This window comes from Streptomyces sp. MBT65, assembly GCF_016612545.1.
Classification (GTDB): Bacteria; Actinomycetota; Actinomycetes; order Streptomycetales; family Streptomycetaceae; genus Streptomyces.
On sequence record NZ_JAENRY010000132.1, the window covers coordinates 15,234 to 37,092 of the forward strand.

Annotated in this window: 19 protein-coding genes and 1 pseudogene; 11 read left to right on the forward strand and 9 right to left on the reverse strand. The window is 71.3% G+C overall.

Annotated features, from left to right (window positions below):
* Positions 1–11: 11 nt before the first annotated feature.
* The 6 genes from JHN63_RS27670 to JHN63_RS27695 all read right to left on the reverse strand — a co-directional run bounded on the left by JHN63_RS27670 (position 12) and on the right by JHN63_RS27695 (position 4,820).
* Positions 12–1,175, reverse strand: coding sequence for a serine hydrolase domain-containing protein (locus tag JHN63_RS27670; RefSeq protein ID WP_200685571.1), 1,164 nt, complete (start codon positions 1,173–1,175; stop codon positions 12–14).
* Positions 1,176–1,210: 35 nt separating this feature from the next.
* Positions 1,211–1,666 (reverse strand): organic hydroperoxide resistance protein, encoded by a 456-nt coding sequence (locus JHN63_RS27675; protein ID WP_200685573.1) that lies wholly within the window; start codon positions 1,664–1,666, stop codon positions 1,211–1,213.
* A 128-nt stretch (positions 1,667–1,794) separates the two neighbouring features.
* Positions 1,795–2,271 carry a MarR family transcriptional regulator gene (locus tag JHN63_RS27680; protein WP_200685575.1) on the reverse strand — a complete coding sequence of 159 codons (477 nt, stop codon included), beginning with the start codon at positions 2,269–2,271 and terminating at the stop codon, positions 1,795–1,797.
* Positions 2,268–3,032, reverse strand: coding sequence for an energy-coupling factor ABC transporter ATP-binding protein (locus tag JHN63_RS27685; protein WP_200685577.1), 765 nt, complete (start codon positions 3,030–3,032; stop codon positions 2,268–2,270). Before JHN63_RS27685 ends, JHN63_RS27680 begins: the two co-directional genes overlap by 4 nt.
* The gene (gene cbiQ, locus JHN63_RS27690; RefSeq protein WP_200685580.1) at positions 3,020–3,781 is read right to left on the reverse strand and encodes a cobalt ECF transporter T component CbiQ; all 762 of its coding nucleotides are present in this window, start codon (positions 3,779–3,781) and stop codon (positions 3,020–3,022) included. Before cbiQ ends, JHN63_RS27685 begins: the two co-directional genes overlap by 13 nt.
* A gap of 1 nt (position 3,782) precedes the next feature.
* Complete coding sequence (locus tag JHN63_RS27695; RefSeq protein ID WP_200685582.1) at positions 3,783–4,820, reverse strand: energy-coupling factor ABC transporter permease; 1,038 nt, start codon at positions 4,818–4,820, stop codon at positions 3,783–3,785.
* Positions 4,821–4,990: 170 nt separating this feature from the next.
* Here JHN63_RS27695 and JHN63_RS27700 point away from each other — a divergent pair, with 170 nt between their 5' ends.
* A complete protein-coding gene (locus JHN63_RS27700) occupies positions 4,991–5,344 on the forward strand; it encodes an SsgA family sporulation/cell division regulator (RefSeq protein ID WP_200685584.1) in 354 nt (117 codons plus the stop codon).
* 43 nt (positions 5,345–5,387) lie between these two features.
* Here JHN63_RS27700 and JHN63_RS27705 read toward each other — a convergent pair whose 3' ends face one another.
* Both JHN63_RS27705 and JHN63_RS27710 read right to left on the reverse strand, forming a co-directional pair.
* Positions 5,388–7,067, reverse strand: a complete 1,680-nt coding sequence (locus tag JHN63_RS27705; protein WP_200685586.1) for a penicillin-binding transpeptidase domain-containing protein — start codon at positions 7,065–7,067, stop codon at positions 5,388–5,390.
* 141 nt (positions 7,068–7,208) lie between these two features.
* Positions 7,209–8,840 carry a penicillin-binding transpeptidase domain-containing protein gene (locus JHN63_RS27710; RefSeq protein WP_200685588.1) on the reverse strand — a complete coding sequence of 544 codons (1,632 nt, stop codon included), beginning with the start codon at positions 8,838–8,840 and terminating at the stop codon, positions 7,209–7,211.
* A gap of 235 nt (positions 8,841–9,075) precedes the next feature.
* On the opposite strand from JHN63_RS27710, the gene JHN63_RS27715 reads away from it, so the two are divergent.
* Both JHN63_RS27715 and JHN63_RS27720 read left to right on the forward strand, forming a co-directional pair.
* Positions 9,076–9,795 (forward strand): calcium-binding protein, encoded by a 720-nt coding sequence (locus JHN63_RS27715; protein WP_200685590.1) that lies wholly within the window; start codon positions 9,076–9,078, stop codon positions 9,793–9,795.
* A gap of 155 nt (positions 9,796–9,950) precedes the next feature.
* Positions 9,951–10,721, forward strand: a complete 771-nt coding sequence (locus JHN63_RS27720; protein ID WP_200685592.1) for a calcium-binding protein — start codon at positions 9,951–9,953, stop codon at positions 10,719–10,721.
* 22 nt (positions 10,722–10,743) lie between these two features.
* Here JHN63_RS27720 and JHN63_RS27725 read toward each other — a convergent pair whose 3' ends face one another.
* Positions 10,744–12,495: a dolichyl-phosphate-mannose--protein mannosyltransferase gene (locus JHN63_RS27725; protein WP_200685601.1), complete on the reverse strand. Its 1,752-nt coding sequence runs from the start codon at positions 12,493–12,495 to the stop codon at positions 10,744–10,746.
* A gap of 62 nt (positions 12,496–12,557) precedes the next feature.
* Between JHN63_RS27725 and rsmI the strand changes: the two genes are divergently transcribed.
* The 8 genes and pseudogenes from rsmI to JHN63_RS27765 all read left to right on the forward strand — a co-directional run bounded on the left by rsmI (position 12,558) and on the right by JHN63_RS27765 (position 21,791).
* Positions 12,558–13,418 (forward strand): 16S rRNA (cytidine(1402)-2'-O)-methyltransferase, encoded by an 861-nt coding sequence (gene rsmI / locus JHN63_RS27730; protein WP_200685604.1) that lies wholly within the window; start codon positions 12,558–12,560, stop codon positions 13,416–13,418.
* 282 nt (positions 13,419–13,700) lie between these two features.
* Entirely contained in the window at positions 13,701–14,141 is a 441-nt protein-coding gene (locus JHN63_RS27735; protein WP_200685606.1) for a hypothetical protein, read from the forward strand.
* Positions 14,142–14,188: 47 nt separating this feature from the next.
* Positions 14,189–15,073, forward strand: coding sequence for a TatD family hydrolase (locus tag JHN63_RS27740; protein ID WP_200685608.1), 885 nt, complete (start codon positions 14,189–14,191; stop codon positions 15,071–15,073).
* Between the two features lie 134 nt (positions 15,074–15,207).
* Entirely contained in the window at positions 15,208–16,539 is a 1,332-nt protein-coding gene (locus tag JHN63_RS27745) for a resuscitation-promoting factor (protein WP_200685617.1), read from the forward strand.
* A 90-nt stretch (positions 16,540–16,629) separates the two neighbouring features.
* On the forward strand, positions 16,630–17,673 hold the full coding sequence (gene rsmA / locus JHN63_RS27750; protein ID WP_307781998.1) for a 16S rRNA (adenine(1518)-N(6)/adenine(1519)-N(6))-dimethyltransferase RsmA: 1,044 nt from the start codon (positions 16,630–16,632) through the stop codon (positions 17,671–17,673).
* The gene (locus JHN63_RS27755; protein WP_200685619.1) at positions 17,670–18,599 is read left to right on the forward strand and encodes a 4-(cytidine 5'-diphospho)-2-C-methyl-D-erythritol kinase; all 930 of its coding nucleotides are present in this window, start codon (positions 17,670–17,672) and stop codon (positions 18,597–18,599) included. Before rsmA ends, JHN63_RS27755 begins: the two co-directional genes overlap by 4 nt.
* A gap of 193 nt (positions 18,600–18,792) precedes the next feature.
* Positions 18,793–19,572 carry an MHYT domain-containing protein gene (locus tag JHN63_RS27760; protein ID WP_200685621.1) on the forward strand — a complete coding sequence of 260 codons (780 nt, stop codon included), beginning with the start codon at positions 18,793–18,795 and terminating at the stop codon, positions 19,570–19,572.
* Between the two features lie 288 nt (positions 19,573–19,860).
* Positions 19,861–21,791, forward strand: a pseudogene (locus JHN63_RS27765) (nitrate- and nitrite sensing domain-containing protein).
* Positions 21,792–21,859: the final 68 nt, after the last annotated feature.

A 21,859-nucleotide genomic window follows, 5' to 3' on the forward strand; every position in this document is an offset into this window, starting at 1 on the left:
GTACCAGTGCGCTACGACAGGGCGGTGCGCACCGCTCTGACCAGCGCCTGCGCTCGTGGATCAGCCGTCACGCTCTTGCGGAACGAATTCGTCACATACCCGAACGCGATGCCCGAGGCGGGGTCCGCGAAGCCCAGTGCGCCGCCCCGGCCCGGGTGCCCGAAGGAGCCCTCCGAGAGGAGCGGGGACGCGCTGCCGTGCAGCATGTAACCCAGGCCGAAACGGGTGCCCACCACCAGGACGCGGTCCGGGCCCGACGAGCGTTCCGTGCGGGCCCGCTCGACCGTCTCCGGGGTGAACAGCCGTGTCCCGCCGTCCACTTCGCCGATCAGGGACGCGTAGAAACGGGCCAGTCCGTCCGCCGTCGCGATGCCGTTCGACGCGGGGAGTACGGCGGCCCGGTACGCCGGGTCGTTCTCGTCCGGCATCGGCGTGATCGCCCCGAACGCGCGCCGGGTGAGGGAGTCGGGGTTCGCGTACGCCTCGGAGACCGACCGCTTGGGGCGTACGCGGAGGGTCCCCGCGTCCGCCGCCGGTCCCTCCGACTGTGCCACCCGGCCCACCCGAGCGGCCTCACCGGCAGGCAGGCCCACCCACAGATCCGCCCCGACCGGTCCCGCGATCTCGTCCGCGATCCACTCGCCGATCGACCGGCCCGTCACCCGGCGGACGAGTTCACCGGTCAGCCAGCTGTACGTCTGCGCGTGGTACCCGTGGTCCGTGCCCGGCTCCCACACCGGCGCCTGCGCCGCCACCGCCGCCGCGCCCTGCACCGGATCGGCGGCCTGCACCGGGGTCAGCGGGTGGTCCAGCACCGGCACACCCGCGCGATGCGCCAGCAGCTGCCACACCAGGGTCCGCTCCTTGCCGGCCGCCTTGTACTCGGGCCAGTACTCGCCGACCGGAGCGTCCAGGTCCAGCTCCCCGCGCTGCGTGAGCAGGAGCAGCGCCGCGGCGGCCACGCCCTTCGTCGCCGAGCGGACGATCTGGGCCGTGTCCCGCTGCCAGGGCGCGGTGCCGTCGACGTCCTTGGTGCCCGCCCACAGGTCCACGACCCGGTGCCCGTCGCGGTACACCGTCACGGCCGCGCCCCGGTCCCCGCGCGCCTCGAAGTTCCCCACGAACGCGTCCCTGACCGGCTCGAAGCCCTCGGCCACCACACCGTTCACGTCCACGTCCGCGCTCCTCGTTCCGCCGTGCGACCCCTGTCTCAACCAAGCAGGATCGTCACGTCGATGTTCCCGCGCGTCGCGTTCGAGTACGGGCAGACCTCGTGCGCCGCGTCCACCAGCTTCGCCGCGATGCCCGGGTCGAGGATCGGCAGGGACACGCTCAGGGCGACCGCGAGGCCGTAGCCGCGCTGCTTGTTGGGGCCGATGCCGACCTTCGCGGCGACCGTGGAACCGGTCAGGTCGAAGCCGGCCCTACGGCCGACCAGGACCAGCGCGTTGTGGAAGCAGGAGCTGTAGCCGGCCGCGAAGAGCTGCTCGGGGTTGGTGCCGTTGCCGTCGCCGCCCAGTGCCGGGGGCATCGCGACCTGGAGGGCGAGCTGGCCGTCCTGGCTGCTGACGAAGCCGTCCCGGCCGCCGTGGGCGGTGGCCTCGGCGACGTACATGATCTTCGTCGGGCGGGTGTCGACGGCGGTGGCAGCGTCGTCGTCGGTCATGGCGGGACCTCCCCCGGAACGGAAACACAGGACGGAAACACAAGAGTGTGCAACTACATCGTGCACAAGATACTGACCGGTAGGGCGCCCATGGCCACCAGGGGGTGGCAACCGCCGGTAACCCGAGGTCAGCGGGCCCGTTCCGCCGCCGCCTCCGCGCGCTCCGCCAGCCGCCACAGCTCCCCGCGCAGCCGGGCCACCTCCGGCAGTTCCAGCTCCGTCGCCGCGAGCAGCGCGCCGGGGACGGAGGTCGCCCGCTCCCTGAGCGCCCGGCCGCGCTCCGTGCACACGACCAGGACCGAGCGCTCGTCGTGCGCCGCGCGCTCCCGGTGGACGAGCCCCGCCGCCTCCAGACGTTTCAGCAGCGGCGACACCGTGCCGTAGTCGAGCCGCAGCGCGTTCGTGAGGTCCTTGATCGGGGTCTCGCCGCGCTCCCACAGGACGAGGAGGACGAGGTACTGCGGGTAGGTCAGCTCCAACTCCTCCAGGAGGGGGCGGTACGCGGCCGTCAGCGCCCGCTGGGCCGCGTACAGCGCGAAGCACAACTGCTCGTCGAGGAGCAGCGACCCGGCATCCGTACGGTCCTCATGGTCCTCGTTCGTCACGCGCCCATTGTCACGGACTTGGGGTCGAACCCGAAGGGCAACTCCAGACGGTGGGCCCGCATCAGGGCTTCGTCGGAGAGGAGTTCACCGGTCTTGCCGTCCGCCGCGATCACGCCCTCGCTGAGGATCAGCGCGCGCGGGCACAACTCCAGTGCGTACGGCAGGTCGTGCGTGACCATGAGGACGGTCACGTCCAACGACCGCAGGATGTCGGCCAGTTCGCGGCGCGAGGCGGGGTCGAGGTTCGAGGAGGGCTCGTCGAGGACGAGGATCTCCGGTTCCATCGCCAGCACCGTGGCCACGGCGACCCTGCGCCGTTGCCCGAAGGAGAGGTGGTGCGGGGGACGGTCCGCGAAGTCCGCCATGCCGACCGACTCCAGTGCCGTACGCACCCGTTGCTCCAGCTCGGCGCCCTTCATCCCGGCCGCCGCCGGGCCGAACGCCACGTCCTCGCGGACCGTCGGCATGAAGAGTTGGTCGTCCGGGTCCTGGAAGACGATCCCGACCCGGCGCCTGATCTCCGCCATGTGCCGCTTGCCGACCGGGAGTCCGGCCACCGTCACCGTTCCGGCGCCGCCCGTGAGGATGCCGTTCAGGTGCAGGACGAGGGTGGTCTTGCCGGCGCCGTTCGGGCCGAGCAGCGCGACCCGTTCGCCGCGCGCGACGGTGAAGTCGACTCCGAACAGGGCCTGATGGCCGTCGGGATAGGCGAAGGCCAGCCCGGAGACCTCCAGCGAGAGCGAATCGGTCACAGCGTCCATCCCAACAGGCATACGACAAGGGCGGTACAGGGCAGTGCGAGTGCGGACGACCACTGCGCACGGGACGCGGTCACCTCGTCGATCACCGGCATGGAACCCGTGTAACCCCGGCTCACCATGGCCAGATGGACCCGCTCCCCGCGTTCGTAGGAGCGGATGAACAGCGCGCCCGCCGACTTCGCGAGCACCCCCCAGTGCCGGATGCCCCGGGCCTCGAAACCCCGTGACTCGCGGGCGATCCGCATCCGCCGCATCTCGTCCGTGATGACATCGCCGTAGCGGATCATGAAGGACGCGATCTGCACGAGGAGCGGCGGGAGCTTCAACCGCTGTAGTCCCAGGAGGAGTTCGCGGAGTTCGGTGGTGGCGGCGAGGAGAACGGAGGCGGCCACGCCGAGCGTGCCCTTCGCGAGGACGTTCCACGCGCCCCAGAGGCCGTTCACGCTCAACTCCATTCCCAGGAACGTCACTTGCTCGCCCTCCGCCACGAACGGCATCAGCACCGCGAACGCGACGAAGGGCACCTCGATCAGCAGACGGCGGAGCAGGAAGGCGGCGGGCACACGGGCCGCGCGGGCCACCAGCCCCAGCAGTACCGCGTACACGGCGAACGCCCACATCGCCTCGCGCGGGGTCGACACCACGACCACCACGAACGCGAAGACCGCGGCCAGTTTGGTGTGCGGGGGCAGCGTGTGGACGGGGGAGTGGCCGTGCCGGTAGAGGCGGTGCGCGTGGCCCGCGCCCATCTCAGGCCGCCTGGGAGGACGTGTTGCGGCGCTTGCGGACCGCCCAGAAGACGCCCGTGCCCGCGACGACCGTGACGCCCACGCCGATCACGCCCGCCAGGCCCCCGGAGAGCCGGGCGTCCTCGACGTCGCGCACGCCGTAGTCGGCGAGCGGGGAGTCCGCGTTGGCGTGCTCCTTCGCCTTCTGGTCGATGCCCTGGTCGGCGGCGACCTTCTCCAGGCCGTCGGGGTTCGAGGAGGCGTAGAAGCTGACGAAACCGGCGAGGAGGAGGGACGCGACCAGGCCGGTGATCCACACCTTGCGGTGCGAGGTACGCGCGGTGGCGGCCACGGGGCTCAACTGGGGCGCGGCGTCCACGAGTTCGCCGTTCACCCGCAGCTTCAGCCGCTGCTCCAGACCTCGCGCGCCGTACACCAGATCCGGGCGTACGGCGATCACCGCGCCGACCGTCAGCGCGGTGATCGCCGCCTCGCCGACGCCGATGAGGACGTGCACGCCGATCATCGCGGTGGCGACCTTGCCGATGGAGACGTCGGTGGTGCCGCCGAGGGCGTAGAGGAGGGTGAAGACGAGGGCGGCGGCGGGGACCGAGAGCAGGGCCGCGGTGAAGGACGCGAAGGTGATCGAGCGGCGGCTTCGCGGGAGGATCTTCACCAGGCCGCGGAAGACGGCGTACGCCACGACCGTCGTCGTGATCGCCATGTCGGTGATGTTCACGCCGAGCGCGGTCAGCCCGCCGTCCGCGAACAGGATGCCCTGCATGAGAAGCACGACGGAGACGCAGAGGACGCCTGTGTAGGGGCCGACCAGGATCGCGGCCAGCGCTCCGCCCAGGAGGTGGCCGCTGGTGCCGGCCGCGACGGGGAAGTTGAGCATCTGGACGGCGAAGATGAAGGCGGCGACCAGGCCCGCGAGCGGTGCCGTGCGCTCGTCGAGTTCGCGGCGCGCGCCGCGCAGGCTCACGGCGATGGCGGCGGCCGCGACCACTCCGGTCGCGGCGGACACGGGGGCGTCTATGAATCCGTCAGGGACATGCACGGGATGATTTTAGATGGTTATTGCGACTGCTTTGCAAGAGCGAGAAGCTGTCGGATCGAGATGTGAGATCTGTCGCCCCGGAGGGCGCTCCCGGGAAAATATGCGACATTGGGGTAGTGGAAGCGGATGCATAGCTTTCACACAGGTCACTCAGCGTAAGGGGCCGCCCGATGTCCGTAGTCGAACAGTACGCGCGAGCCCATATCGTCACCGACGAGGACGTGGACCGGCTGGACGGCGACGCCGTCCCCGTCGTCCTGCGGTACGACCCCGACTCCGATCCGCGAGCCGTCCGTATCGACCTGCCCGGACCGCATGAATGGACCTTCGAGCGGGAGCTGCTGGAAGAGGGGCTGCGGGCCCCGGCCGGCAGCGGCGAGGTGCGGGTGTGGCCGTGCGGACGGGTGCAGGCCGTGGTCGAGTTCCACTCCGAACAGGGCGTCTCCGTCGTCCAGTTCGAGACGAAGACGATCCTGCGGTTCCTGCGGCGGACCTATATGGCCGGCGAACCCGTCGGCACCTGAGCGTCAGCGGGTACGCCCCCTCGGGACCTGAACCTCTTGGTGTTCAGCCCCCGAGGCTGCTGCCCAGCTTCAGCAGGGCCGCCACGATCGGGCCCGCCGTGGAGCCGCCGTGTCCGCCGGCCTGGACTACACCCGCGGCGACGAGGTCGCCCTTGTACGCGGTGAACCAGCCGTTGGGCTTCTTCTGGCCGTCGACCTCCGCCGAGCCGGTCTTCGCGCCGTAGTCGGGGCCGAGGCCGGACATGGCCTGCGCGGCCGTGCCGTAGTCCGCCGTGTACTTCATGACCTCCTTCAGCTCCGACTGCGTCGTCGACGACATCGTGCGCGAGGCCTTCGCGAGCGTGCGGTTGTCGACCGTCGGGGAGACCAGGTAGGGCTGGTGGAAGGTGCCCGTGTCGACCGTGGCGGCGACCGACGCCATGTTCAGCGGGTTCATCCGGACCCCGCCCTGGCCGATCAGCGAGGCGCCCATCTGCGCGCCGCTCTGCACCGGGACCGAGCCGTCGAAGGTGGGGACGCCGATGGCCCAGTTGTTCATGCCGAGGCCGTAGACCTGCTGGGCCTCCGTCGTCAGGTCGCTGTTGGACAGCTTGGGCGCGAAGTTGATGAAGGCGTTGTTGCAGGAGGCCCCGAAGGCCATCTTGAACGTGCCCTTCTTGATCTCCGAGTCGTCGTCGTTGTGGAAGGTCCAGCCCGCGAGCTTGTACGTCTTGGGGCAGGGGTGGGACGCGTCCGGGGTGATCAGGTTCTTCTCGAAGAGCATCGTCGACGTCACGATCTTCATCGTGGAACCGGGGGCCAGGGAGCCCTGGAAGGCCACGTTGAAGCCGTGCGAGGCGTTCGCGACGGCCAGGATCTCGCCGGTCGACGCGCGCGTCATCACGACCGAGGAGTTCTTCTGCTTGCTCACCTGCGTCTCGGCCGCCGCCTGGAGGGTGGGGCTGAGCGTCGTCTTCACCTTGCCCGGGGTGCCCTTGCTCAGCTCGACGAGGGTCTTGTCGGACTCCTTGGACGTCTTGCCGCGGACCACCCGCAGCTCGATGCCCGCCTTGCCGCCCGCCTTCTTGCCGAACTTCTCCCGCAGCCCGTCCAACACCGGCCCCAGGGACGGGTACTTGGCCGTCGTCAGCTCGCCGCCGTCCCGGTCGTAGGCCTTGATCGGCGGGGTGCCGGACTCGCCCGTCACCAGGGTGTCGCCGTCCGCGAGGTCCGGGTGGACGACGGAGGCGTGCCACTGGACGTAGGGCTTGCCGTCCTTCGCGCTGCGCACGACGGTGAGTGAAGTGGCGTACGTCATGGCCTTGTTGATGCCCTTGTACGACACCGTGCACTTCACGGAGAAGGGGATCTTGGTGCCCGTGCGGGCGCCCTCGGTGACGGTGATGCCCTTCATGTGGGCGTTCTTCGTGTAGCCGGTGAGCAGGGCCGCGGCCGCCGTGGACTTGTCGGTCACGGCGGCGGCCTGGGCGACCTTGCCCTGCTGCCAGTCGGCCAGGTACCGCTTCGCGGTCGTCTGGACCTCGGTCGCCGACAACGGGCCCGTCTTGACGGCCTTGTGGTCCGCGGTGTTCGACGTGCGCGCCTCGGCGGACGCCCCGCCGTCGTACAGCACGTAAGCCCCTACGCCCGCCCCGACGACGGCCACGGCGATCGCGCCCCCGACCACGGCGGGTCTTGCCTTCCGCCGCTCGGGTACGCGCCTTCTCTTGCCCCTGGTGCCCACAGTTCCCGATCCTCCGCGAATCCCTGATCCCTATTGGGCCCCCGTCGTCACTCGGCCCGTCCCAGCCCCACACACCCCAACGACGGGGCACACCTTAGAGTCCCGTCCTGTGCGGGTGAGTTCCCGTCCACGAGCGTGAGTTCAGCCACTCGCCGCCAGTACCGCGCGGACGATCGGTCCGGCCGCGTCGATGCCGTGGCCGCCGTCCTGGGTCATGGCCGCCGCCGCCACGTCGCCGCGGTAGCCGGTGAACCAACTGTTGGACTTGGCCTGCCCGTCCACCTCGGCGGACCCGGTCTTCGCGCCGATGTTGGGGCCGAGCCCGGACATGATCCCGGCCGCGGTGCCGCTGGTCGCCGTGCGGTACATCATCGCCCGCAGCTGGGCCGACGTACTCGCCGACAGGCCTTTCGCGGTGGCCAGTTGGCGGTCGTCGAGGCTCTGCGCGACGAGCACCGGCTGGCGGAACGTGCCCGTCTTCGCGGTCGCCGTCACCGACGCCATGTTCAGCGGGCTCATCTGTACCTGGCCCTGGCCGATCAGGTTGGCCGCGGTGTCCGGGCCGCCGGACGCGGGGACCGAGCCGTCGAAGGACGGGATGCCGGTCTTCCAGTTGTTCCGGCCGAGCCCGAAGCGGTCCTCGGCCTCCCTGGTCAGCGAGTCCACCTTGACCGAGTCGGCGAACTTCACGAACGCCGTGTTGCAGGAGCGGGCGAAGCTGTCGGCGAGCGTCGCGCCCAAGTCCGGCTTGAGGCCGGTCAGGTTGTGGAAGGTCTGGCTCTGCCAGACCGCGTCCGGTGTGCACGGCGCCGGGCCGTTCATCGTCGTCAGCCCGGTGTCGATGAGCGTGGCGGCACTGATGATCTTCATCGTCGAGCCGGGCGCCAACTGCCCCAGGAACGCGGCGTTGAAGCCGTCGTTGCGGTTGTTGGCGATCGCCAGCACCTGCCCGGTGCTCGGTTGCAGGGCCACGATCGACGACTCCGAGTACTTCGTCACGGCCTTCTCGGCGGCGGCCTGCGCGCTCGCCCGGAGCGTGGTGCGGACCTTGCCGGCCTTGCCCTTCTCCAGGGTCAGCAGCGTGGTGTCGGCCGAGTCCGCGACGGCGTGCTTGATCGACAGCTCGATGCCCGGCGAACCGCCCGCCTTGGCACCGTACTTGGCGCGCAGCTCGTCGAGGATCGGGCCCAGCGACGGGTACCTCTCCTTGGTGAGCACGTTCCCGTCCCGGTCCACGGCCTCGATCGCCGGACTCGCGGCCTCCCCCGTGACGAACGTGTCGCCGCTCCTCAACTCCGGGTGCACGACGGCCGGTTGCCAGTCGACGAGCGCCCGCCCGCTCGTCTTCCCGCGCACGACGGTCAGTCGGCTCTTGTAGTCGAGGGGCTTGGAGACGTCCTTGTACGACACCGTCGCGTGCACCGTGAACGGCACGGTGGCGCCCGTCGTCGTACCGGGCGTGATCTTCACCTTCGTGATGTGACCGGCCCCGCTGTAGGACTCCAGCACGGGGTCGGCGGCGGCGTCGTTGTTCGTGTACGACGCGGCGGTCACCGAATTCCCGCTCTCCCAGGCCGCGAAGAACTTCTTCGTCGTCGCCTTCACCTCGGCGGCACTCGGCGGCCCGGTCTTCACGGGCGCGGGCCCACCGGACCCGCCGATCCCGGAACTGCCGCCCATCGCGGACACGAGGTTGTACGCCCCGTACCCCGCCCCTCCCACCATCACCGCGAACACACTGCCGATGACGGTGGCCTTTACCCCCTTGCGCATGGGTCGTTCCCCTCCCCGTGTCAGTCCTCCGACTGTAAGTGGCGTGGGGGAAAGCTGTGAGGGGTGTTGCCTTTTGTTGTCCTAACAGAGATCAGGGAGCTGAATCACGCTCGGTGCCGGGTCACGTACGTGAACGTACGGCGAACGCTGGGCGGTACCGGGCAACCAGTGGCGGGGGTCGGGGGTCGGTCGTGGTGCCGGATCTGATCGTCAACCGGCCCACGGAGGTAGTGCGATGCTCGCTCGACCCGTCGGACACCGGGTGTTCCGCGTCGGGGTGGTGCCGGCTCTGCTGCTGGCCGCGGGGATCGCCGTGGGGATCGCGGTGAGCGGGCCCACGTCCTCCCCGGGGCCGCCGGCCGTCGCCGTGTCCGGCCACGAGCTCGTCTACGCGGCCGCCCCGGGTCAGGCCAACGACGTGACCGTCACCGAGACCTTGGACACCGACCGGATCACCTATCGCTACACCATCGACGACGTGGTCCCGATCGAGGCGGGGACCGGCTGCCGCCACCCCAGGGTCAAGGACCGCACCAGGGTCTCCTGCGCGGTCCGGATCACCGACATGGCGACGGACCCGCTCGTCACGCTCTCGCTGCGGCTCGGCGACGGCGACGACACCGCCGTCATCCACAACCGCACCCGCGGCAACCCCCTCGGCTACAACGAGATCTACCTGGGCTCCGGCGACGACACCTGGACCGGCACCGGCCGCGAGGCACTGAACGTCCACGGCGGCGACGGCGAGGACACCCTCACCCTCAGGGCGAGCGCGGAAGGGGACGTCTACGGCGACAACGGCGACGACACCCTCACCGTGGGCGCGGGCGGGAGCGGCTTCGGCGGCAAGGGCGACGACACGATCCGTGCGAGCGGCTCCGCGCGCTACACCGACGGCGGGCCCGGGGACGACACGGTCCACGGACCCGGCCCGGACCCGGTCCGGCGCGGCTGACGGACGGCGCCCGTGCGGGGACGGCGGGACCCGTGCCCTTCCTGGACAGCCGCTGTGAACGTACGGCGAACGCCGGGCGACGCCGGGCAACCAGGGGCAGGGGTCGGCGGTCGGGAACGGTGACCGGACCCCGACTGGCCCACGGAGGTAGTGCGATGCTCTCTCGACTCGGCGGACACCGGGTGGTGCGGGTCGCGGTGGTGCTGATCCTGGTGCTGGCGCTGGGAGTCGCCGTACGGATCGCGCTGCATCGGGGGCCCGGCACGTACAAGGGGCCGCCGGCCGCCGTCACCTGGAAGGGCAAGATCATTTACACCGCCGCCCCGGGTCAGGCCAACCACGTGACCGTCACCGAGACGGGGAAGAGGAACGATCTGATCCTCACGTACCTGATCGACGACGTGGTCCCGATCAAGGCGCCGAAGGAGCACTGCGCCCACCCCGACGCCGACGACCGCACCAAGGTCGCCTGCACGGTGGAGATCGACGAGATGGAGACCGACCCCTCCCTCAGGTTCTCGATGCGGCTCGGCGACGGTGACGACACCGCCGTCGTCCACAACCGCACCTCCGGCTTCATCCTCGCCTACAACGAGCTCTGGCTCGGAGCCGGCGACGACACCTGGACCGGCACCGCGCGCGAGGCCCAGTCCGCCTACGGCGAGGACGGCGACGACACCCTCACGACCGGCACCGCCTCCGCCTACGGCGGCCGGGGCGACGACACCCTCCACGTCGACGACTCCGGCCACGGCGGCGCCGGCGACGACGTCCTCCACGGCGGCCGGGGCGACCAGCGCCTGTACGGCGAAGGGGGCGACGACCGGCTCTACGGCGGCCGGGGCGACGACCAGTTGTACGGCGGCCCCGGCACGGACGTACTGGACGGCGGGTCCGGCAAGAACACCCTCAAGCAGGACGACTGACGACCGGGGCGGGGGGAGCTCTTCAAACCCAGGTGTCCAGCCACATCCGCGACCGCCACTGGTCGATGGGAATCGCCGTCCCCGTGTACAGCGGCCAGAAGTAGATGAAGTTCCACGTGATCAGCAGGACCAGCACGCCCGCGCCCACCGCGCCCGTGACCCGGCGGGTGTCGCTGGAGCCCGGTGGGCCGATGATCGCGCCGATCAGCATCGCGACCGCGAGGCAGAGGAACGGGAGGAAGACGATCGAGTAGAAGAAGAAGATCGTGCGGTCCTGGTACAGGAACCAGGGGAGGTAGCCGGCCGCGACGCCGCAGGCGATCGCGCCCGCGCGCCAGTCGCGGCGGAACGCCCAGCGCCACAGGACGTACAGCAGCGCGAAGCAGGCCGCCCACCACAGCATCGGGGTGCCGATGGCGAGGACCTCGCGGGCGCACTTCTCGCCCGCGCTCGCCGGGCAGCCGTCCGAGCCGGGCGAGGGGGACTCGTAGAAGTACGAGACCGGGCGGCCGTCGACGAGCCAGCTCCAGGGGTTGGACATGTACGTGTGCGGCGAGTGCAGGCCGATGTTGAACTCGTAGACCTCGTGCTCGTAGTGCCACAGACTGCGCGCCCAGTCCGGCATGAAGTGGCTCCAGAAGCCGCCCTTGCCGTCGGTCGCCGCCCAGTTGCGGAAGTAGCCGCCGGTGCCGTTGGCGGGGGAGAGGATCCAGCCGATCCAGGAGGTCAGGTAGACGACGACGGGGAGGACGCCCATGGAGAAGACGACGAGGAAGGAGTCGTAGCGCAGGGCGGCCACGTACGGCCTGCTCGCGCCCGCGACCTTGCGGGTGCCGAAGTCCCAGAACACGGTCAGCAGGACGAAGGCGGCCGTGACGTAGAGGCCGTTCCACTTGGTGCCGATCGCGAGGCCGAGCATCAGGCCGGCCAGCCAGCGCCACGGGCGCAGCCCGAGGAACAGGGTGTCCGCGATGTGCGCGTCGGGGCGGACCCGGCCGTCGGCGTCCACCGGCAGCGCGGCGGCGAGTTTCTCTCTGGCCCTGTCCCGGTCGATCACCAGGCAGCCGAACGCGGCCACCACGAAGAACATCAGCACGCCGTCGAGCAGCGAGGTGCGGGCCATCACGAAGGCCAGGCCGTCGATCGACATCATGACGCCCGCCACACAGCCCAGGAACGTGGAGCGGAACAGGCGGCGGCCGATGCGGCACAGCATCAGGATCGCCAGCGTGCCGAGCAGCGCCGTCATGAAGCGCCAGCCGAACGGGTTGAAGCCGAAGATCAGCTCACCGATGCCGATGACGTACTTGCCGACCGGCGGGTGCACGACGTAGGCCGCGGACGACGGGATGGGGACGTGACCGTTGTTCTGCAGGATGAGGTTGTTGGCGCTCTTGTCCCAGTTGACCTCGAAGCCGCGGTGGACCAGCGCCCACGCGTCCTTCGCGTAGTACGTCTCGTCGAATATCACCGCCTTCGGACTGCCCAGGTGGTAGAAGCGCATCACGCCCGCCATGAGCGTGACCAGCAGCGGACCACCCCAGCCCGACCATCTGTTGATGCGGTCGATCAGCGTCGGCGAGAAGCCGAGCGCCGCCCACAGCCGAGGGCTGGGCTCCGCGTACGGCGGCACCAGCCGGTCCCGTACGTCGCTTCTGGGCCCCGCCGTGTAGCCGAATCGGCGCAGCCGCTGCTGCCACGACGGCCGCTGCTCGTGCGGGGCCTGCCCTTGCCGGGTGTCCGTGGAGTCCATGGACGACGCTGTACTGGTCACCGCGCCATCGTAGGGAACAGGTCTGTGTGAGTCCCGCCTCTCTCCCCTGAGAGGATGGAAACGTGACAGTTGCTCCCGGAACTCTGGTCCTTGCCGGCACCCCCATCGGCGACATCGCGGACGCCCCGCCGCGGCTGGCCGAGGAGTTGGCGGGCGCCGATGTGGTCGCCGCCGAGGACACCCGGCGGCTGCGCCGGCTCACGCAGGGCCTCGGGGTGCAGCCCAAGGGGCGGGTCGTGTCGTACTTCGAGGGCAACGAGGCCGCCCGGACACCGGAGTTGGTCGAGGCGCTGCTGGGCGGCGCGCGCGTCCTCCTGGTGACCGACGCCGGGATGCCGTCCGTCTCCGACCCGGGGTACCGGCTGGTCGCCGCCGCCGTGGAGCGGGACATCAAGGTCACCGCCGTCCCCGGGCCGTCCGCCGTGCTCACCGCGCTCGCGCTGTCGGGGCTGCCGGTGGACCGGTTCTGCTTCGAGGGGTTCCTGCCGCGCAAGGCCGGCGAACGCCTGTCGCGGCTGCGGGAGGTCGCCGACGAGCGGCGCACCCTCGTCTACTTCGAGGCCCCGCACCGGCTCGACGACACCCTCGCCGCGATGGCCGAGGCCTTCGGCGCCGAGCGGCGGGCCGCCGTCTGCCGGGAGCTGACGAAGACGTACGAGGAGATCAAGCGCGGCCCGGTCGGCGAACTGGCCGCATGGGCCGCGGAAGGCGTGCGCGGCGAGATCACCGTCGTGGTGGAAGGGGCGCCGGAGAAGGCCGAGGAACTCGACGCCGAGGAGCTGGTACGGCGGGTGCGGGTGCGCGAGGAGGCGGGGGAGCGGCGTAAAGAGGCGATCGCGGCGGTGGCCGTCGAGGCAGGCGTTCCCAAGCGCGAGGTGTTCGATGCCGTGGTGGCGGCGAAGACTGCGCAAAAACCGCTCTGAGCTGCGGATACGGCCCCTCTGAGCAGGGCGCTCCTCCCATGAGCGCGCGCCCCATGGCGGGGCAAAGCGGCGTCGCCGAATGCAAAGTCCGGACCGGCTGGCCGGGGCGATTTGACAAGAAGAGTCCAAATCGCCTCCAACAGTCGACAGGTCTGATGCGTTCGCCCTGCGGGAGGCGTCCACTGGAGTGAGGGACGCACCCGTTCCTCGCCTCCATCGGGATTCCGGGGGGAATCCCCTCGCCGGGGGCGCTTGTCCAGCGGAAAGCAAGCAGGAGCTGGCATGAGTGAGATCGCAGGGCAGACCGGCCTCCGTGGCCCCGCCACTGCCGTGGTGAACGAGTCGTACTCCTTCGCCTGCATGCGGTGCGGGCACGGCTGGGAGCAGTCGTACGAGATAGAGCACCACACGGACACCGACGGCCACCAGTTCGTGATGTACGTGGCGGAGGGCCAGGTCGTGCCGTCGCCGCTCAGCCGCCCCGCGTGCCTCAACTGTGACGGGCATGTCGTGCGCATCATGCGCGCGGGCCAGGTCTCGTCGGTACGGGAGGCGGCGCAGCGGCAGTACCAGGCACCGCGGCCCCGGACGGCACAGGCGGCGGCCGAGGACGGTACGGCCGGTACGGACGGCGATGCGGCCGTGACCCCGCTGCCGGAGCCCAGGGACCACCACTGGCACCTGTCCGACCTCCTCCACCCCTTCCACCGCAGGGCGAGCTGACCGGCTCCGACGACCGGGCGGGCATGCCCCTTTCGTAGGATCGGGGCATGCCTTCCTCCAGCGGCAGCGAGAAGAACGCTGCACCGCCGCTCCCGGAACCCCTCCGGGTGCCCGTCGCCGACTCCCACACCCACCTCGACATGCAGTCCGGCACGGTGGACGCGGCGCTCGCCAAGGCCGCGTCGGTCGGTGTCACGACCCTCGTGCAGGTCGGCTGCGACGTGAAGGGCTCACGCTGGGCCGCCGAGACGGCCGCCCGGTACGACGCGGTCCACGCGACGGTCGCCCTGCACCCGAACGAAGCCCCGCGCATAGTCCACGGCGATCCCGACGGCTGGTCCCGGCAGGGCGCGCGGGTCCCCGGCGGGCAGCCGGCCCTCGACGAGGCGCTCGCCGAGATCGACCGGCTGGCCGGACTGCCCCAGGTGAAGGGCGTCGGCGAGACCGGCCTCGACTACTTCCGCACCGGGCCCGAGGGCAAGGCCGCGCAGGAACTCTCCTTCCGCGCGCACATCGAGATCGCCAAGCGGCACGGCAAGGCCCTGGTCATCCACGACCGCGACGCGCACGCCGATGTGCTGCGCGTCCTCAAGGAGGAGGGCGCCCCCGAGCGGACCGTCTTCCACTGCTACTCCGGCGACGCCGAGATGGCCGAACTCTGCGCCCGCGCCGGGTACTTCATGTCCTTCGCCGGCACCGTCACCTTTAAGAACGCCCAGAACCTGCGGGACGCGCTGACCGTCGCCCCGCTCGAACTGGTCCTCGTCGAGACCGACGCCCCCTTCCTCACCCCCGCCCCGTACCGCGGACGGCCCAACGCCCCGTATCTCATTCCGGTCACGGTGCGCGCGATGGCGGCCGTCCGGGGCATCGACGAGGACGCCCTGGCGACGGCACTGTCGGCGAACACGGCCCGCGCCTTTGGGTATTGAGACGCCAGAGCCCTTTCGAAACGGCTCTTTCGAACACAACCCTGGGTAGCCGCGTCGCTTTGGAGAGTGACGGCCGCTCCGCTAGGTTCTGTTGGCCCGATCCGGACCCTTCTGGCCTTCTGGAGCGTGTCGGCGTGAGCAAATACGAGACCTACGAGACGTACGACCGCGGTGTGCGCGCCGATGTGTACACCGACGGCCCCACCGAGATCTACGACGGCCGCACCGAGGTGTACGACGGCCGCACCGAGGTGTACGAGGACACGTACCGCCCCGCCTACGAGGCGCCGGAGCCCGTGTTCCCGCGCCGGACGGCGACCGCCGCGCCGGGCCGGGCGGACCGCAGACGAAGAGCCGAGCGCGCCGGCTCGACGGCGTCCACCGTGCGGCGGCTGGTGCCGCAGGCGCTGGTGGTCGCGTTCCTGGCCGGCGGCACCACCGCGTTCGTCGCCGAGGACAAGGCGATCGAGCTGAGCGTCGACGGCAGGTCGCGCACCCTGCACACCTTCGCCGACGACGTCACCGAACTCCTCGCCCAGGAGGGCGTGGACGTCGGCGCGCACGACGTGGTGGCCCCCGGCCGCGACGCGCCGCTCGCCAGCGGCGACGAGGTCGCGGTGCGCTACGGCCGTCCCGTGCGGCTCACCCTCGACGGGCAGCGGCGCGAGGTGTGGACCACGGCCCGCACGGTCGACGGCGCCCTCGAACAGCTCGGGGTGCGGGCGGAGGGCGCGTACCTCTCGACCTCCCGCTCGCAGCCCATCGGCCGCGCCGGACTCGCCCTCGACGTGCGCACGGAACGCACCGTCACGATCATGGCCGACGGCCGCGCCCGCACGATCCGCACCAACGCGGCGACGGTCGGCGAGGCGGTCGCCGAGGCCGGCATCGGCCTGCACGGCGAGGACACCACGTCGGTCCCGCCGGACAGCTTCCCGCGCGACGGCCAGACGATCACGGTCCTGCGGGTCACCGGCACCCGGGAGGTCCGCGAGGAGGCCATCCCCTTCAAGGTCGAACGCACCGACGACCCCAGCCTCTTCAAGGGCACGGAGGTCGTCGAACGGGCCGGCCGCCCGGGCCTGCGCCGGGTCACCTACGCCCTCCGCACGGTCAACGGCGTCAAGGAGAAGCCCCGCCGCATCGACGACGAACTCGTCCGCGAACCCAGCCCCCAACGGGTCAGGGTCGGCACCAAGCCGATGCCCACGTCGGTCCAGGGCGCCGACCAGCTCAACTGGCACGGCCTCGCGACCTGCGAGTCCGGCGGCCGCCCCGGAGCGGTGGACCCCTCGGGCACCTACGGCGGCCTCTACCAGTTCGACACCCACACGTGGCACAGCCTGGGCGGGTCGGGCCGGCCGCAGGACGCGTCGGGAGAGGAACAGACGTTCCGGGCGAAGAAGCTGTACGTGCGACGGGGTGCGAGTCCCTGGCCACACTGCGGGACAAGGCTGCACGGCTGAGGGGGACGGGGGACAGGGGGCGCGGCCCCCGTCCCGCAGACGAACACCGGCCCAGCCCGGCGCGGCGGAACCGCCCCGTAACCTAGGAACGTGAGCAGCAACCCCGACGCCCTCCTGGGCCCCGCCGAAGTCCGTGAACTCGCGGCAGCCCTGGGCGTACGCCCCACCAAGCAACGCGGCCAGAACTTCGTGATCGACGCGAACACGGTCCGCCGTATCGTCCGCACCGCGGACGTCCGCCCCGACGACGTGGTGGTGGAGGTGGGCCCGGGCCTGGGTTCCCTCACCCTCGCGCTGCTCGAAGTGGCCGACCGCGTCACGGCCGTGGAGATCGACGACGTCCTCGCGAGCGCACTGCCCGCGACGGTCGCGGCCCGCATGCCGGAGCGCGCGGACCGCTTCACGCTGGTGCACTCGGACGCGATGCAGGTGACGGAGCTGCCCGGCCCGCCCCCCACCGCGCTGGTCGCCAACCTCCCGTACAACGTGGCCGTACCGGTCCTGCTGCACATGCTGGAGCACTTCCCGAGCATCGAGCGCACGCTGGTGATGGTCCAGGCGGAGGTCGCCGACCGGCTGGCCGCGCCGCCCGGTTCGAAGGTGTACGGCGTCCCGTCCGTGAAGGCGAACTGGTACGCCGAGGTCAAGCGGGCCGGTTCCATCGGCCGCACCGTCTTCTGGCCCGCCCCGAACGTGGACAGCGGCCTCGTGTCGCTCACCCGCAGGGCGGAGCCCCTGAAGACCACCGCCGACCGCCGCGAGGTCTTCGCCGTGGTCGACGCGGCCTTCGCCCAGCGCCGCAAGACCCTGCGGGCGGCCCTCGCGGGCTGGGCGGGCTCGGCGGCGGCGGCGGAGACGGCACTGGTGGCCGCCGGGGTGTCGCCGCAGGCACGCGGCGAGTCCCTGACGGTGGAGGAGTTCACACGGATCGCCGAGAACAAGGCGGGTTTTGAGGGCGCGGTGGACGCCGAGAACGCGGCGGGTGCCGAGGGCGAGGCACGCGCCGCGCACGCGCCCGAGGCAGTGGCCCGGCGGGACGCCCGGGCCGCCGACGTCCAGCGCGAGACCCGCCCGGCGGAGACCACGAGCGACGCCCAGACCCACACCACCCACCCCAAGGAGCCCGGTAAGTGAGCGTGACGGTCCGCGTCCCCGCCAAGGTCAACGTCCAGCTCGCGGTGGGTGCCGCGCGCGCCGACGGCTTCCACGACCTGGCCAACGTCTTCCTCGCGGTCGGCCTGTACGACGAGGTCACCGTGACCCCCGCCGACGAGCTCCGCGTCACCTGCGCGGGCCCGGACGCGGCCCAAGTCCCCCTGGACCGTACGAACTTGGCGGCGCGGGCGGCCGTGGCGCTCGCCGAGCGGTACGGCCGTAGCCCCGCCGTGCACATCCACATCGCCAAGGACATCCCCGTCGCCGGCGGCATGGCGGGCGGCAGCGCGGACGGCGCGGGCGCGCTCGTGGCGTGCGACGCGCTGTGGGGCACCGGTGCCTCGCGGGCCGAACTGCTCGACATCTGCGCGGAGTTGGGCAGCGATGTGCCGTTCAGCCTGGTGGGCGGGGCGGCGCTCGGCATCGGGCGGGGGGAGAGGCTCACGGTCCTGGAGACCGGGGGCACCTTCCACTGGGTGTTCGCGATGGCCGAGCGGGGACTTTCCACCCCGGCGGTCTTCCGGGAGTTCGACCGCTTGGCAGAAGGGGTCGACATCCCCGAGCCGATCGCCTCGCAGCCCCTTCTCGACGCGCTCGCGAAGGGCGACCTGGACGCGCTCGCCGCCGCCGTCTCCAACGACCTTCAGCCGGCGGCCCTTTCGCTCTTCCCGGAACTGGCCGACACCCTCGCCGCGGGCCGCACCGCGGGTGCGCTCGCCGCGCTGGTCTCCGGCTCGGGCCCGACGACCGCGTTCCTCGTCCGCGACGCCGGGTCGGCGGCGAAGGTGGCCGAGGCGCTGACGGCGTCCGGGACCTGCCGGACGGTCCGTACGACGACGGCCCCTGCGGCCGGCGCGACGGTACTCGACCGACCTTCACACGAGGTCCACGAATCACCCGCCTGACCTGCAAAAATACCCGTGTTCGGTGTTATCCAAAGCACATTGATTTAATGTTCACCAATTCACCTCATGGCCCCTTTCGCGCCCTTTGTCCCAGAGGTACGGCTGGCATGATCAGCCAACCCCCGGTCCTTGTTACCGGCGGTACTCCCTGCGCGCGCGGTTTCGCCGCGCCACGCCCGAGAGGAACCTCCCCATGGGCCACATGGACCATTTCAGCGCGGGCTGGGTCACCCCGGTCCTGTCCTACGCGATGGCGTGCGTCGGCGCCGCGCTCGGACTGCGCTGCACCGTCAGGGCACTTGAGGCGGACGGCGCCTCCAAACGGAACTGGCTGACCCTCGCCTCCGTCGCCATCGGCTCCGGCATCTGGACCATGCACTTCGTGGCGATGCTCGGCTTCAGCGTCGAGGGCACCCCCATCCGCTACGACGTCCCGCTCACCGTCCTCAGCCTGCTGATGTCGATCGGCGTGGTCGCCGCCGGCGTCTTCACCGCCGGCTACGGCCGCTCCCGCGTCACCTCGGTCGCGTTCGGCGGCCTCGGCACCGGCGTGGGCGTCGCCGCCATGCACTACACCGGCATGGCCGCCCTCGACCTGCACGGCCGGATCGACTACGACCCCCGGCTGGTCATCGCCTCGGTCCTGATCGCCGTCGTCGCCGCGACCGCCGCGCTCACCCTCACCCTGGTCGTCCGCGGCCCGGTCCTCGCCACGGTCGCCGCCCTCGTCATGGGACTCGCGGTCAGCACCATGCACTACACCGGCATGTACGCCGTGAGCGTCACCCTCGCCCCCAGCGGCGCGGCCCTGTCCGGCGCCACCGCCACGGAGTTCATCTTCCCGCTGGCCGTCGTCCTCGGCTCCTTCCTCTTCCTGGCCTCCGCGTACGTCGCCCTCTCCCCGACCGGCAAGCACCACGAGTCGGCCGTCGCGGCGGAACTGCTCCGCGAGGTCGAACTGGCCACGGTCTGACCGGACTTCGACGACCCCTACGGCGATGCGACCCATGCCCCGAGCTGTCGACGCCGGTCGCCGCGCGCGCCCGAACCGGCAACGGCGTTGCTTTCCGGGGGCGTTGGCGCGGATCGCCGAACGGCACCGAACTGGCCGTGCCCCGAGCCGAGTTCCGCTCCCCGCGCGGCACGGAACGGCACGGCCCCCGGCTCCACGGACCGCGGCCGTCGTACGGACCACCCCGTACCCCTCCGCGCCCCCGCACTTCCCCGTAACGTCCCCGCACTTCCCTGAACGAGGTTCCCCATGCGTGTCCTTCGCGCGCCGGCGCGGCTGCGCCCCCGATCGGTCCGGGCGAAGATCGTCGCTCTGCTGATGCTGCCCATCGTGTCCCTGATGGCCCTGTGGGGCTTCGCCGCGGTGACGACCGCGTCGAGCATCGCCGACACCGAGACCGCCAAGGACGTCAACTCCGAACTCCTCACCCCCGTCGCCGAGTTCGTCACCGCGGTGCAGGGCGAGCGGACCGCCGCGCTGCGGTACGCGGACGCCCCGGGCGCCTTCACGGCCGCCACGAAGGTCACCGACACGGCCGCCGCCGCGCTGCGCGACGGTGTCGACGACTCCAGTTCGGACGCGGCGCTCATCGACTCCTCGCTGCCGGGCCGTATCGACAAGCTGGAGGCCGACGCCACCGGCCTCGCGGCGCTGCGTGCGACGGCCACCGCCAAGGGCGCCAAGTCGACGGACACGTACGGAAGTTACTCGGCGATCGTCGAGCACGGCTTCGCCGTCACCGGCGCGCTCACCCGCGACAGGACCGGCGCGGACACCGCCGACGCCTCCGACGCCCGCGTGGTGCTCGAACTGTCCCGGGCCCGCGAGGCACTCGCCCAGGAGCAGGCGCTGCTCGCCGCCGCCCGCACCAGTGGCCAGCTGACCAAGGAGCAGTACGCGCTGTTCGTCGGCGCCGTCGCCACCCGGCGCGAGCTGCTCGAACCCGCGGTCGCCGACCTCAAGGCCGAGCACCGGAAGGCGTACCGCACGCTCCTCGACAGCAGCGAATACACCCGACTCCAGGCGGTGGAGAACCGCGTGCGCAGCGCGGGCCCCGGCACCTCCGCCGCCTCCGCGAGCTTCCTGCGCGGCTGGGACGCCACCGCGAGCGGAGTGCTCACCGGCCTCGACGCGGCCGAGACCAAGGCCGGTACGGGCGCCACGGCCGCCGCCGACCCCTTCGGCTGGGACACGCTCGGCGCCTCCGGGATCGCCGTCGTGCTCGGCCTGGTCGGCGTGCTGCTGTCGCTGCTCGTCTCCGTGCTCGTCGGCCGCGGCCTCATCGTCGAACTCCTCGACCTGCGCAACTCCGCCCTCGAAGTGGCCGGCCGCAGTCGGCGCATGGCGCGCGGGAGGCTGCGGCCGGCCACTTCGAGGGCGGAGTTGCGCAGGTCGAGGAGTTCGACGATGAGGCCGAACNCCTCAGCGGCATCTCCGGCGTCTACGTCAGCCTCGCCCGCCGCAGCCAGGTCCTGCTCCACCGCCAACTCGACCTGCTCGACGCGATGGTGCGCCGGCAGCGGGACCCGGCCGAACTCCACGAGCTGTACCGCGTCGACTACTTGGCCACCCGTATGCGCCGTCACTCCGAGAGTCTGCTGATCCTCTCCGGCATCGCGCCCGGTCGCGGCTGGCGGGACCCGATCCCGCTGTCCGACATCCTGCGCGCGGCCGTCGCCGAGATCGAGAACTCGGCCCGGGTGCAGCTCTGGGCCGTACCGAAGGTGTCGCTGACCGGCGGTTCCGTGGCCGACGTGATCCATCTGCTCGCCGAACTCGTCGAGAACGCGACCGCGTTCTCACCGCCCAGCACCCAGGTGCAGGTGCGTGCGGCCCGGATGCGCGAGGGCGTCCTCATCGAGATCGAGGACAGCGGCTTCGGCATGAAGGACGACGCGCTGGCCGACGCCAACCGCAAGATCCAGTCCGACAGGGTCGACCTCCTCGACGCCAAGCAGATCGGCCTCTTCGTGGTCAACCGACTGCGCGAACGCCAGGGCCTGCGCGTGGAGATACGGCACTCGCAGAGCGGCGGGGTCACCGCCGCCGTCCTCATCCCCGAGGGCCTGATGCGCGACGACATGCCGGTGGGGGAGCAGCAACAGGCGTCCGGCGGGCGGGGGTTGGCGCCCGCGTCGGCCCTGGTCCAGCAGCAGCGGCTGCGCGGGGCGGGTGCCTGAGCCCGAGGCACTCTTCGCGCCATCTCCTCACAGATGTACCGCAATCGCAGTACGGGTGGGGCGGGTGG